Below are 13,086 nucleotides of genomic sequence, written 5' to 3'. Positions count from 1 at the left end.
CATCCATGACTGAAAAATCCGCCTCCGTTCATTGGGAAGGCCAGGGTAAAAAAGGCCAGGGCCAGATCAGCACCGAGACCGCCGCCCTCAAGGCCTACCCTTACGGCTTCGGCAGCCGCTTTGAAGACGACCGCAGCGGCACCAACCCGGAAGAGTTGCTGGGCGCCGCTCATGCGGCCTGCTTCACCATGGCGTTTTCTTTTGCCTGCGACAAGGCCGGCTTTGCCACCGAAAAGGTCGACACGCGCGCAAGCGTGCGCCTGGTGCCGCAGGGCGACGGCTTTCTGATCGACCGCATCGCCCTGACGCTGGAGGCCAAAGTGCCCGGTATCGACGAGGCGAAGTTCCAGGAAATTGCCGAAGGCGCCAAGAAAGGCTGCCCGCTGTCGAAAGCGCTGGCCAGCGTGCCGGAGATCACCCTGACAGCCACGCTGCTGAAATAACAGGGCCCGGCATGAACGTTAAAACCAATTTCTCTTTTGAAGTGCAGTACACCGCCGCCTCAAGCCCGGCGCAGTCCGGGCCTGACGGCGTGATGGCCTCACTGGGCCCGTCACTGCAAAAAGTGTTTGCTGCCGGCGATCCTTCCGCAACCGTAGCGGTCAGCGACAGCCACAAGGGCGCCGGCAACAAGATCGTCGAGCTGGTCACCACGCTACAGGACGCAGAGATCGCGAAGATCCTCCAGGCGTTTTCCGGGCAGCACGGTGTGAGCGTGAGCGCGCTGGAATGACAGCTACCTAGAACGGCTCAGGCCTGCCAGACGCCGTAACCCGCTTCGCGCAGGCCTATGCCCAGTTCCACCTCCATGTCGCGCGCGGCGTCGTAAGGCATGGGGTTGTACATCTCGTAGAGCCGCGGCAAAAGGCGCACGCCGAAATCACGCGCGAAACGGTTGGACTGGATGCCGGCCTTGTGTTTGTCAAACCGCACATCCGGGTCCAGCCCCGTCATGCCCACATAGACAAACGGTTTGCCCAGCTGGTAGTCGGGGTTGGCGCGGCGAAAGCGCGCCACGTCCCAGACCTCGGGCCCGAGCTCGATCACATAGACGCTGTAGTGGTGGCCTTTAGGTCTGGCGGGCATGGGTGCAAAGGCGTAAAGGGCGGCGTAAGGGTGGCGTAAAGGGTGGACGTGAGCCGACTTTAACGCAAACCTGTTCCACGCCTTTGCTATCAAAAAGATAGCCAACTATCAAGGTGCCGATTGGGCTTTAGCCACTTTTGGCTTAAGAATCCGCGCTAGCTTTGTTGCTGCGATTGCTGCACGGGTTGCAGCGGCTGCAACGGTTGCAGCGCAGGCTCATCATTCGCGCCCACATCTTCTGCCGGGCTTTGCGCCGGTGCCTGCATCGGCGCCTGCATAGGCTCTTGCAGCCAGCTGCGCGAGGTCACCACCAGATGAATGAAATGCAGCTTGGCGACCGTCTCTGTCGGCAGGATAAAGGGATAAAAATCGGGCTGACCCATGCTGCGCGACATCTCGTTGAGCATGGTCGTCAGCCGCGTCCAGTGGTTGAGGAAGGTCAGGAACTGCTCGGCCTCGGGGTGCTCCGGCTGGTACAGCGCGTCTATCGTGAAGGGCGTGAACTCCAGGTCGAAGTGGTCCACGCTCAGGCCGAAGCTCAGGGCGGTGTCGATCGCATCGCGCATGTGCAGGTAGTGCGCCCAGCATTCGGCCCAGTCTTCCCAGGGGTGGGTGCTGGCGTAGGCGCTGACGTAATGCAGCGGCCAGTCGGCGGGCGGGCCTTCGTCGTAATTGCGCTGCAGGCTGGCCTTGTAGTCCAGGGTTTCGTCGCCGAAGAGTGCGTGAAAGCCGTCCATCCAGGGCGTGCCGGCCAGCAGGCGGTCCCAGTAGTAGTGGCCGACTTCATGGCGGAAGTGCCCGAGCAGCGTGCGGTAGGGCTCGCGCATGGCCTTGCGCACCGCCTCGCGTTTGGCGTCGTCGGCTTCGTCGACATTGAGCGTGATCAGGCCGGTGTTGTGGCCCGTCATGATGTGCGGGCCGTTCAGCGGCGAGCGCAAAAAATCGAACATCAGGCCGCGCTGGGTGTCTTCACTCATGCGGGACGCCACCGGCAGCCCGAGCAGTATGAGCGAGGACACCAGGCGCCGCTTGGCCAGCTCGACCAGCCCCCACAGGTAGCCGTTGTCGGGCTGGGCGGGGTCGGTCAGGTCCGGAATGGTGCGGTTGAGGCGGCAGGCGCGGCACATGTCGGCCGGGTCTGCCACCGGCACCAGCCAGTTGCAGGACGCGGGGGTTGAGAGGTTGAGGCAGCGCTTGTACAGCGGCTCGCCGCCATCGGGGTGTTGCGCCGGCTCTGCGGCCTGGGCCGGTGCGGCAGGCGCAAGGTTGGCGGCCGACTCCTGGCCGGGAATGTTTTCCAGCGGCGGCGGCACGGCGTCGTCAGGCGGCGCGGCGGCCGGTGCACTCTCGGCTTCCCATTCCTGCCAGGTGCCCTCCTGCGGCCCCGGCATCAGCGGCAGCAGCAGGCCGCGCTCGCAGTCATACCCCAGCGGCGTGCCGCAGGCCAGGCATTTGCTGTTGCGGAAAAAGACGGGCTGCCCGCAGTGGCAACGGTAGTTGCGGCCGGCCAGCAAAGGCAGGGGTTGGTCCGTGGACCTGGAGGGTGTGGTGAAAAACAAGTGGCGTGCCCGGATGAATGGTGGCCTGCACGGCACACCAAAGGCTACAGGATAGCGCCGGCAAGGCCCCGCCAGGCCCGGCTGCAACACCTGTCATGCTGTCAGTGCAGGCCGACAAAACACTGCAGGCCGCTTGCTTTTATCATCGGGTGTAGCCAAACCCCTTCAATCCCCCTTCAACCCCCCTTCAACCCCAACACCCCAGAGGAAACCATGCCCACTTACCACGTCGAAATGATGGAAGGCCGCACCATCGAGCAGAAGAAAAAGCTGGTGGAGGCCATCACCCGCGTGAGCGTTGAAATCCTCGGCGGTCAGGCCGAATCGGTGGACATCCTGATCACCGACATCAAGCGCGAGAACTGGGCCACCGGCGGCAAGCTCTGGTCCGAGCCGAGAGACTGAGCCCGCACGCCCGGGCCATGTCCGCCTCCCTCGCCGGCCTCCAGGCACGCCACGGCCCGCGTTACCGCTGGCTGCTGCTGCTCGCCGTGATGATCGGCACGATGGCGTCCATCATGTCGTCGACCATCGTGAACGTGGCGATCCCCGACATGAGCCACCACTTCACGCTGGGGCAGGAGCGCGCCCAATGGGTGAGCTCGGGCTTCATGGTGGCCATGACGGTGTCCATGCTGACCACGCCCTGGCTGCTGTCGCGCTACGGCTACCGCCGCACCTATGTGGGCACCATGCTGCTGCTGATGGCCGGCGGCATCGTCGGCGGCCTGGCCAACAGCTTCGGCCTGGTGCTGGGCGCGCGTGTGGCCGAGGGCCTGGCGGCCGGCGTGGTGCAGCCGATTCCCGCGATCATCATCATGCGGGCCTTCGGGCCGCACGAGCAGGGGCGCGCCAGCGGCCTCTTCGGCATGGGCGTGGTGCTGGCGCCGGCACTGGGCCCCAGCGTGGGCGGCATCCTGGTCGACCTGTTCGGCTGGCGTTCGATTTTTTTCATGGTGGTGCCGCTGTGCCTGGTGTCGCTGTGGATGGCTTACCGCTATGTGCCCGACACCGCACCGGGCGGCGTGGCGGCGAACCGCCAGGGCGCCATGATCGACTGGCGCGGCCTGCTGCTGGGCGCGGTGGGCACGCTGTGCCTGCTCAACGGCATGGTCGAGCTGCATGGCGCAGGGCGCGCACATTCCTTCGCCCTGCTGGGCGCGGCACTGGCGGCGCTGGCGGCTTTTGTCTGGTGGCAGCGCCGCCTGGCCGCTACGGGTGGCGCGCCGCTGATGAACCTGGCGCTCTTCGGCTACCGGCCCTTTGCCATGGGCAGCATCGTGGCGTTTATCTACGGCACGGCGTTATTTGGTTCTACCTACCTCTTGCCGGTGTACCTGCAGCTGGGCCTGAATCTTTCCGCCTCGCATGTCGGCACCATCCTGTTGCCCGCGGGCCTGGTGCTGGCGGCCACGATTGCCGGTGTGGGCCGGCTGGCGGACAAACACCCGACCTGGCTGCTCGTCAGCATCGGCCTGGCCCTGCTGGCGGCGTCGTTCGCGCTGATGCTCACGGTGAGCCTGGCCTCGGGCCTGTGGCTGCTGGTGATGTGGGCCACGCTGGGCCGCATCGGGCTGGGTTTTATCCTGCCTTCGCTCAACCTCGGCTCACTGCGGCCGCTGCATGAACATTTGCTGTCGCAAGGCGCAAGCGCCATCAATTTTTTGCGCATGCTGGGCGGCGCCATCGGCGTGAGCCTGTGCGGCATCGTGCTGGAATGGCGGCTGGCCGCGCATGGCGACTCACTGGCCAACGCCACCAGCAGCCCGGCGCGGCTGGCGGCTTTCAACGAAGCCTTCCTGATGCTGGCCGCGCTGTGCGTGCTGGCCATGGTGGCGGCGTGGCAGCTTCGCGTGCCCGTTCCCGCCGCGCCCGGCAACCCACACAACGACAAGCAGGAAACAGACTGACATGTGCCAACTCCTAGGCATGAACTGCAATGCCCCCACGGATGTGACCTTCAGCTTTCGCGGCTTTGCGCAGCGCGGCGGCCACACCGACCACCATGCCGACGGTTGGGGCATCGCGTTTTTTGAAGGCGACGATAGCGTGGCCGGCGCCAGCGACAAAGGCTTGCGCCATTTTGTCGACCACCAGCCGGCCTGCAGCTCGCCGGTGGCCGAGCTGATCAGCCGCTACCCGATCAAAAGCCGCAACGTCATCTCGCACATCCGCAAGGCCACGCAGGGCCGGGTCGCGCTGGAAAACTGCCACCCCTTTGTGCGCGAGCTGTGGGGCCGCTACTGGGTGTTTGCGCACAACGGCGACCTGAAGGATTTTTCACCGCGCTTGCACGGCAGCTTCAGGCCTGTGGGCACCACCGACAGCGAGCGCGCCTTTTGCTGGATCATGCAGGAGATGGCCAAGTCGCATGCGGGCGTGCCCAGCGTGAAGGAGTTGAGCATCACGCTGCGCGAGCTGGCCGCGCACATCGCCACGCACGGTACTTTCAACTTTTTGCTCAGCAACGGCCAGGCGCTGTGGGCGCATGCGTCCACCAACCTGTATTACGTGGAGCGCAAACACCCTTTTGCGCACGCCACGCTCAGCGACGAAGACGTGAGCGTGAACTTTGCCGAGCACACCAAGCCGACCGACCGCGTCGCCGTGGTGGTGACGGCGCCATTGACCACCAACGAAGCCTGGACGGCCTTTGCGCCGGGCGAGCTCAAGGTGTTTGAAGACGGTGCGCTCGCGGCCGCCTAGGCCGGGCTACCCGCTCTTGAATGCTATTAATTCAGGAGCTGAAAGCCCTTGATATATATGGGCTGCAAGCCTTTTTTGTTGAAATTTCAGGTTACCCGCCGAGCGCCGCCTCCAGCGCATCGGTGAACATGGCCGCCACATCAAAGCCGGCCTGCTCGTGGATTTCCTGGAAGCAGGTCGGGCTGGTGACGTTGATCTCGGTCACGTAGTCGCCGATGACGTCGATGCCGGCCAGCAGCAGGCCGCGCGCGGCCAGCACCGGGCCCAGCGCCTCGGCAATTTCAAGGTCGCGCTTTGACAGCGGCTGCGCCACGCCCAGCCCGCCCGCCGCCAGGTTGCCGCGCACCTCGCTGCCTTGCGGAATGCGCGCCAGGCTGAAAGGCACGGGCTTGCCGCCTATCACCAGCACGCGCTTGTCGCCCTTGGCGATCTCGGGCAAAAACCGCTGCACCATCACGCTCTCGGCGCCGTTTTTGTTCAGCGTCTCGGTGATGCTGCCCAGGTTCAGGCCATCTTCCTTCACGCGGAAAATGCCCATGCCGCCCATGCCGTCCAGCGGCTTGAGGATGATGTCCCTGTGTTCGGCGTGAAAGCGCTTGATGTCGGCCGCGCTGCGCGTGACCAGCGTCGGGCCGCTGAACTGCGCAAATTCAAGGATGGCGAGCTTTTCCGGGTGATCGCGCAGCGCGGCCGGTTTGTTGAAGACTTTGGCGCCTTCGCGCTCGGCCTGCTGCAGCAGGTGCGTGCTGTAGAAGTACTCGCTGTCAAAGGGCGGGTCCTTGCGCATCACGACGGCATCGAAGCCGGCGATGGCCTCACGTGCATCCGGGCGGGCGGCGTCGGCCGTGAACCATGTCACCGGGTCGCCCGTCAGCGTGATGTGGCGCACCTGCGCCGTGACTTTGGCGCCGGTTTGCCAGCTCATGTCTTTCGGCTGACACGCGCTGATGCGGTGCCCGCGCCGTTGCGCTTCGCGCATCATCGCGAAGGTGGTTTCCTTGTAGATCTTGAAGGACTCAAGCGGGTCGGCGACAAAAAGAATGTTCATGGCTTGGGAGGGCTTCCTGGAGGGGGTGCGGGCCTGGCGAGCGGCTGCTCGTGCGGCGAAAGGCGGCGTTGCTGCCCGTATTGTTGTACAAAGAGCGCGATCGCGCCCGCGACCACACCCCAAAAGGCCGAGCCCACACCGGCTATTACCACGCCCGACAAGGTGACAAGAAAGGTGATAAGCGCCGCCTCGCGGTGCGACTCGTCCTTCACCGCCGCCGCCAGGCCGCTGCCGATGGTGCCCAGCAGGGCCAGCCCGGCGATCGCCACGACCAGCTCTTTCGGAAAGGCCGTGAGCACGCCGGTGATGGCCGCGCCGAAGATGCCGATGACGATGTAGATCGCGCCGCAGGAGACCGCCGCGGTGTAGCGTTTGGCCGGGTCCTCATGCGCCTCCTTGCCCATGCAGATGGCCGCCGTGATGGCGCTGAGGTTGAGCGCGAACGCACCGAAGGGCGCCAGCGCCAACGTGGCCAGGCCGCTGAGCGTGATGATTTTGGACACCGGGATGCCGCCGCCAGGCGAATCAGGGCCATAGCCCGCGGCATGGATGGCCGCCACGCCCGGCAGGTTTTGCGACGCCATGGTCACCACAAACAGCGGAATGGCCAGGCTGACAATCGCCGCCAGCGTGAACTGGGGCGCCACAAACACCGGCACGGCAAAAGAAAAACTGACCCCAGACCAGGCCAGTTGCCCGCGGGCCGCTACAAAAATAATAGCACCCAGCAAGGTGAGCACCACGGCGTAACGCGGCATCAGGCGCTTGCCCAGCAGGTAGATCGCCAGCATCAGGAGCACCAGCGGCAACGCCGTTTGCGCCGCCGCAAAAGCCTGGATGCCGAAGCGCGCCAGCACGCCGGCGAGCAAGGCGGAGGCAATCGCCACCGGGATGCGGTTCATGACTTTTTCAAACCAGCCCGTCATGCCGAACAAGGTGATCAGCGCGGCGCTCACCATAAAAGCCGCCACCGCCTCCCCCATCGAAAACCCGCCGGCCATCCCCGCAGTCGCCAGCACCGCCGCCCCCGGCGTGGACCAGGCCACCATCACCGGCTTTTTCAGCCACAGCGAAGGCACCAGCGAACACAGCCCCATGCCGATACCCAGGGCCCACATCCATGAGGCGATCTCGGCCGGCGTCGCGTTGAAAGCAAGCGCCGCCTGGAAGACGATGGCGACGGAGCTGGTGAAACCGACAAGGACTGCGACGAAGCCGGCCGTGAAGGCGGCGAGGTTGAGGTCTTTGAAAAATTGCATCCCGGGATTCTGGCAGGGTTGCCGGTTGGGTGCTGTTTTGGGTTACGGCTCCCGGCCTGGTCACGCTCCCATTTCCTCTTACCCGTTCGGGCTGTGGTATCGAAGCCTGGTGGTGCTCCAGCTGTGCTTTTTGCGGGGAGCTGCCTGCCTCAAATCTCGATCTTGCTACCCAACTCGACCACCGAGTTATTCGGCAAATTCAGGAAGTCAGCCGCGCCGCTGGCGTTGTGGTGCATCTGCGCGAAGAGCTTTTCGCGCCACGGTGCCATGCCGCTGCCGATGGTCGGGATCACCGTATCGCGGGAGAGGAAATAGCTGGTGGTCATGGACTCCAGCTCGCAGCCGCGGCCCTTGATCTGCTGCAGTGCTTTCGGCAAATCCAGGTCGTTCTTGAAGCCGTAGTGCACATTGACCTGCCAGCAGTCGTGGCCCAGCGATTCGATTTCGAGGCGCTTGTTCATGCCGATCCAGGGGACCTCGTGGTTGCGCACCGTCACGAAAAGGTTTTGCGCGTGCAGCACCTTGTTGTGCTTGAGGTTGTGCAAGAGTGCGTTCGGCACGCTGCCGGGCTCGGCCGTCAAAAACACCGCCGTGCCTTCGACCCGCGCGGGCGGGCTGACAAAAACGGCGTCGAGAAAGCTGGGCAGGTCGATGGCGTCGGCGCGCAGCTTTTCGTTGAGCAGGTAGCGGCCTTCCTTCCAGGTGATCATCAGCGTGAAGACGGCGCCGCCGATCAGCAGCGGGAACCAGCCGCCGGCAAACAGCTTCATCAGGTTGGAGGCAAAGAAGGCGAAGTCGACCACAAAGAACACACCGGTGGCCGCGATGCACAGGCCCAGCGGGTACTTCCAGCCGTAGCGGATCACGTAGAAAGTCAGGATGGTGGTGATCAGCATGTCGGTGCACACCGCGATGCCGTAGGCCGCCGCCAGGTTGCTCGACGAGCGGAACATCAGCACCGCCAGCACGATGGTGATGAAGAGGCCCCAGTTGACAAACGGCATGTAGATCTGGCCGGTGTCGCGCACGCTGGTGTGCTGGATATTGAGGCGCGGCAAATAGCCCATCTGGATGGCCTGCTTGGTCACGCTGAAGGCGCCGGTGATCAGCGCCTGCGACGCGATTACCGTGGCCAGGGTGGCCAGGCACACCAGCGGCAGCAGCGCCCACTCAGGCGCCATCAGGTAGAACGGGTTTTTCACGGCGGCGGGGTTGCCGATGAGCAAAGCACCCTGGCCGAAGTAATTGAGCACCAACGAGGGCATGACGACCGAGAACCAGGCCAGGCGGATCGGCTTCTTGCCGAAGTGGCCGAGGTCGGCGTAGAGCGCTTCGGCGCCGGTCACGCACAGCACCACGGCGCCCAGGATGATGAAGGTGGTGCCCGGGTTGTTCCACATGAACATCACCGCGTAGTGCGGGCTGAGCGCCACCAGGATTTCGGGGTGCGTCACGATTTGTGAGATGCCCAGCAGCGCCAGCACGCCGAACCAGATCAGCGTGATCGGCCCGAAGAACTTGCCGATGCCGGCCGTGCCGTGCTTTTGCACCGCGAACAGCGCAAACAAAATCACCAGCGTGATGGGGATCACGCCTTGCTTGAAGGCCGGCGAGACGACTTCCAGGCCCTCTACCGCCGACAGCACCGAGATGGCGGGTGTGATGACGCCGTCGCCGTAGAAAAGCGAGGTGCCAAAGATGCCGACGACCAGCAGGGTTTTGCGCAGCTGGGGCTTGTCCTTGACCGCGTTGGACGCCAGCGCCAGCATGGCGATCAGGCCGCCCTCGCCGTTGTTGTCGGCCCGCAGCACCAGCGCCACATACTTGATGGAAACGATGACGGTCAGCGTCCAGAAGAAGATGGACAGGATGCCGTAGACGTTGTCGGGGGTAAAAGGTACGTGCCCGGAACCGAAGACTTCCTTGACGGCATACAGGACGCTGGTTCCGATGTCGCCATAGACGACACCGATGGCGCTCAGCGTGAGCGCCGCGAGTGATGATTTTTTACTGGACACAAAAACTTCCCGTCTTTGCGTTTGGCCCCCCTCGTAGCGGGCCAACAGCGGCGGGAATGGTTACCTTTGGGAACGCTATTTTGCGCCCGGGGGGCGGGCTTGCAAGTCGGAGGGCTTCCCTAATTCCAACAAAAGCGGTTTTTGTTGCACCGCAACAACTTGTAACAAAACCGGCCGGGAGGCGAGGAAAAACCAGCGAGGACCGGCGGATTTTTCGGCGCTATTCTTTTAATAGCTGCTTACCCAAGGCCTGCCTGGGCTGGAGGCCTAAAAGACTCACAATCCGCTCCCCCGCTTTCCAGGGGCCGCAGGCAGGCCGGCTTTGCCGGATGCCATGCGGCGTCCCCTGCAAGGGGAAAAGGCACTACACGCAGCGCAGCGAAGTGAGAACGATAGGGGTGTGCCAAACCTTAGTCGTACACCTCGGCGTCCGGGTCGGTCGCTTCCAGCTCGTAGCTCGCCGCCAGCATCGCCAGCCGGGCGATCACGCCATACATATAGAAGCGGTTGGGGCTGCTGGAGCCGGGCTTTTCGCCGGGCTGCGGCAGGCGGCCGCTGTCGGCAAAGGCCAGCGGCACAAAGCTGGCGCCGGGCGCGTTGAGGTTTTCGTCCACACCGCGCTCGGCATGCACGCGGTAAAAGCCGCCCACCACATAGCGGTCCATCATGTAGACCACGGGCTCGGCCACCGCGTCGTTCACGCGTTCGTTGGTCAGCACGCCTTCCTGGATGATCACTTCCGACAGCGCCTGGCCGTCTTTGGTCGTGCTCATCTTGTTTTTGGTCTTGCGGTTCAGGACGTCCAGGTCTTTGACGTCGCGCACCGTCATGATGCCCATGCCGTAGGTGCCGTTGTCGGCCTTGACGACGACAAACGGCTTTTCGTTGATGCCGTATTCCTTGTACTTGCGCTTGATCTTGGTCAGCAGCGCATCGACATTCGTCGTCAGGCATTCCATGCCGGTGTTCTCGGCAAAGTTGACTTCGCCGCACTGCGCAAACATCGGGTTGATGAGCCACGGGTCAATGCCCAGCAGCTTGCCGAAGCGCTTGGAGATTTCTTCATAGGCCTTGAAGTGGTGCGACTTGCGGCGCACCGACCAGCCCGCGTGCAGCGGCGGCAGCAGGTATTGCTCGTTGATGTCTTCCAGGATGCCGGGGATGCCGGCCGACAGGTCGTTGTTCAGCAGGATGGTGCAGGGGTCGAAGTCTTTGAGCCCCAGGCGCCGGTCGGTGCGGATCAGCGGCTCGATGGTGATGGTCTCGCCGGTCGGCAGGTTCAGCGTGGTCGGCTCCTTGATGTCGGAGCTGAGCGAGCCGAAGCGCACATTGAGGCCGGCCTGGTGAAAGATGCGCTTGAGCTGCAGCACATTCGACAGGTAAAAGCTGTTGCGCGTGTGGTTCTCGGGCACGACCAGCAGGTTGCGCGCCTCGGGGCAGATCTTTTCAATCGCGGCCATGGCGGCCTGCACCGCCAGCGGCAGCATCTCGGGCGTCAGGTTGTTCCAGCCGCCGGGGTAGAGGTTGGTATCGACGGGCGCCAGCTTGAAGCCGGCGTTGCGGATGTCGACCGAGCTGTAAAAAGGCGGCGTGTGCTCCATCCACTCCAGCCGGAACCAGCGCTCAATCGCCGGTGTGGAGTCCAGGACGCGTTGTTCGAGTTCGTTGATGGGGCCGTTCAGGGCGGTGATGAGGTGCGGAACCATTCGGCCACTTTCGATGAGGGAATCTGTTATTTGCTTCGGTTATATCTGACCGAATTCTAGGGTGTATCCCCCACTCAAAGGGTACGCGTTGGCCCCAGAGGGGGATGGATGCGCGAAGCGCGGCGCCGCCAATAGTATGCCTATTGGCAAGCCGTGCGACAAAGCAGACACCCCCTCTGGGGCCAACCCGAAGGGAAAGGGGGCTATGCGCCCCAGTGCTGCGTTGCCGCTCGTTTGTGTAGCAGGCTACACGGCACTCACGGCGCCTTGCCCTGAGCCGCATAGCCCCCTTTCGCGTGCCCTTTGAGTGGCGGATACACCCTTGGGGATATTGGGACAAGATACTGGGGTTACAAGGGGTAACGCCCACGTAGGTCATCCAAAAATCCGTGGGCCGGCTTCTCAGCTCGGCATGCCTTCAGGAGCGCACTTCGCCCTGCCCCAGCACCACATATTTAAGGGACGTCAGCCCCTCAATGCCGACCGGCCCGCGTGCGTGGAATTTGTCCGTGCTGATGCCGATTTCGGCGCCCAGCCCAAACTCGAAGCCGTCAGCGAAGCGGGTGCTCGCATTCACCATGACGCTGGCCGAATCCACCTCGCGCAAAAATCGCTGGGCGTTGATGTGGTCGCGCGTGAGGATGGCGTCGGTGTGGTGGCTGGAATACTGGTTGATGTGGGCGATTGCTTCGTCAATGCCGGCCACCACCTTGATGCTGATGATGGGCGCCAGGTATTCCTCGTACCAGTCCTGCTCGGTCGCGGCCTTGAGGTTGGCGCCTTTGACGGCCGCCAGGATGGCTTGCGATTCGGCGTCGCAGCGCATTTCCACGCCCTTGGCGGCGTAGATCGCGCCGATTTTTGGCAGAAACTGCGCCGCCACCCCGCGCGCCACCAGCAAACCTTCGCTGGCATTGCAGGGGCTGTATTTCTGCGTTTTGGCGTTGTCGGCCACTTTCACCGCCATCTCGATGTCGCAAGGGTCGTCGACATACACATGGCAGTTGCCGTCCAGGTGCTTGATGACCGGCACCTTGGCATCGCGGCTGATGCGCTCGATCAGGCCTTTGCCGCCGCGCGGAATGATCACGTCCACATACTGCGGCATGGCGATCAGGTGGCCCACGGCTTCGCGGTCAGTCGTCGGCACCAGTTGCACGGCGTCGGCAGGCAGGCCGGCGCCCACCAGGGCTTGCTGCACCAACGCGGCCAGCGCCTTGTTCGACTCAATTGCTTCGGAGCCGCCGCGCAGGATGCAAGCGTTGCCGCTCTTGATCGCCAGCGACGCGGCTTCAATCGTCACGTTGGGCCGGCTCTCGTAAATCATGCCGAACACGCCGATGGGCACACGCATTTGCCCCACGCGAATGCCGCTGGGCTGCTCTTTCATGCCGATGATGTCGCCGATCACGTCGGGCATCACGGCCAATTGCTCGCAGCCAACGGCCACGGTTTCAATGATTTTGGGGGTGAGCTTGAGGCGGTCCAGCATCGGCCCAGCCAGGCCTGAGGCCGTAGCGCGCTCAATGTCGCGCTGGTTGGCGGTTTCCAGCGCCGCCAGGTTCTGGCGCAGCAGGGCCGCCAGATTCAGCAATGCTCTGTTTTTGATAGCAGTTGGTGCACGCGCCAACTGGGCTGAAGCCACTTTTGCCTTGGATCCGAGTTGCTCCATCAGCCGAGGGACATCGCTGGCGAGGTCGCTGG

The 13,086-nt window shown here is 63.7% G+C and carries 12 protein-coding genes; 5 read left to right on the top strand and 7 right to left on the bottom strand.

Features of this window, described 5'->3' with window-relative positions; genetic code table 11:
• The first annotated feature begins 5 nt into the window (after positions 1 to 5).
• Both DT070_RS08250 and DT070_RS08245 read left to right on the top strand, forming a co-directional pair.
• A complete protein-coding gene (locus DT070_RS08250; protein ID WP_122954959.1) occupies positions 6 to 443 on the top strand; it encodes an OsmC family protein in 438 nt (145 codons plus the stop codon).
• 11 nt (positions 444 to 454) lie between these two features.
• A complete protein-coding gene (locus DT070_RS08245; protein WP_122954958.1) occupies positions 455 to 733 on the top strand; it encodes a hypothetical protein in 279 nt (92 codons plus the stop codon).
• Positions 734 to 750: 17 nt separating this feature from the next.
• Here DT070_RS08245 and DT070_RS08240 read toward each other — a convergent pair whose 3' ends face one another.
• Positions 751 to 1,086: a hypothetical protein gene (locus tag DT070_RS08240; protein WP_122954957.1), complete on the bottom strand. Its 336-nt coding sequence runs from the start codon at positions 1,084 to 1,086 to the stop codon at positions 751 to 753.
• A 155-nt stretch (positions 1,087 to 1,241) separates the two neighbouring features.
• Positions 1,242 to 2,645, bottom strand: coding sequence for a putative zinc-binding metallopeptidase (locus tag DT070_RS08235; RefSeq protein ID WP_122954956.1), 1,404 nt, complete (start codon positions 2,643 to 2,645; stop codon positions 1,242 to 1,244).
• 213 nt (positions 2,646 to 2,858) lie between these two features.
• Between DT070_RS08235 and DT070_RS08230 the strand changes: the two genes are divergently transcribed.
• The 3 genes from DT070_RS08230 to DT070_RS08220 are packed head-to-tail and all read left to right on the top strand — an operon-like array spanning position 2,859 to position 5,351.
• Positions 2,859 to 3,050 (top strand): 4-oxalocrotonate tautomerase, encoded by a 192-nt coding sequence (locus DT070_RS08230; protein WP_122954955.1) that lies wholly within the window; start codon positions 2,859 to 2,861, stop codon positions 3,048 to 3,050.
• A 17-nt stretch (positions 3,051 to 3,067) separates the two neighbouring features.
• Positions 3,068 to 4,555 (top strand): MFS transporter, encoded by a 1,488-nt coding sequence (locus DT070_RS08225; RefSeq protein WP_122954954.1) that lies wholly within the window; start codon positions 3,068 to 3,070, stop codon positions 4,553 to 4,555.
• Position 4,556: 1 nt separating this feature from the next.
• Entirely contained in the window at positions 4,557 to 5,351 is a 795-nt protein-coding gene (locus DT070_RS08220; protein WP_122954953.1) for a class II glutamine amidotransferase, read from the top strand.
• Between the two features lie 91 nt (positions 5,352 to 5,442).
• Here DT070_RS08220 and gshB read toward each other — a convergent pair whose 3' ends face one another.
• The 5 genes from gshB to DT070_RS08195 form a co-directional block, all read right to left on the bottom strand.
• The gene (gshB, locus tag DT070_RS08215) at positions 5,443 to 6,399 is read right to left on the bottom strand and encodes a glutathione synthase (RefSeq protein ID WP_122954952.1); all 957 of its coding nucleotides are present in this window, start codon (positions 6,397 to 6,399) and stop codon (positions 5,443 to 5,445) included.
• Entirely contained in the window at positions 6,396 to 7,658 is a 1,263-nt protein-coding gene (locus DT070_RS08210) for a benzoate/H(+) symporter BenE family transporter (RefSeq protein WP_228778542.1), read from the bottom strand. Before DT070_RS08210 ends, gshB begins: the two co-directional genes overlap by 4 nt.
• A 149-nt stretch (positions 7,659 to 7,807) precedes the next feature.
• Positions 7,808 to 9,676, bottom strand: coding sequence for a potassium transporter Kup (locus tag DT070_RS08205; RefSeq protein ID WP_122954951.1), 1,869 nt, complete (start codon positions 9,674 to 9,676; stop codon positions 7,808 to 7,810).
• A gap of 410 nt (positions 9,677 to 10,086) precedes the next feature.
• Positions 10,087 to 11,382 carry a glutamate--cysteine ligase gene (gene gshA, locus DT070_RS08200; protein ID WP_122954950.1) on the bottom strand — a complete coding sequence of 432 codons (1,296 nt, stop codon included), beginning with the start codon at positions 11,380 to 11,382 and terminating at the stop codon, positions 10,087 to 10,089.
• Positions 11,383 to 11,800: 418 nt separating this feature from the next.
• Positions 11,801 to 13,054, bottom strand: a complete 1,254-nt coding sequence (locus DT070_RS08195; protein WP_228778641.1) for a glutamate-5-semialdehyde dehydrogenase — start codon at positions 13,052 to 13,054, stop codon at positions 11,801 to 11,803.
• Positions 13,055 to 13,086: the final 32 nt, after the last annotated feature.

This window comes from Polaromonas sp. SP1 (assembly GCF_003711205.1).
Taxonomy (GTDB): domain Bacteria; phylum Pseudomonadota; class Gammaproteobacteria; order Burkholderiales; family Burkholderiaceae_C; genus Polaromonas.
Note: the sequence above shows the minus strand (reverse complement) of the source record. Positions and strands in the feature narration are given on the sequence as shown.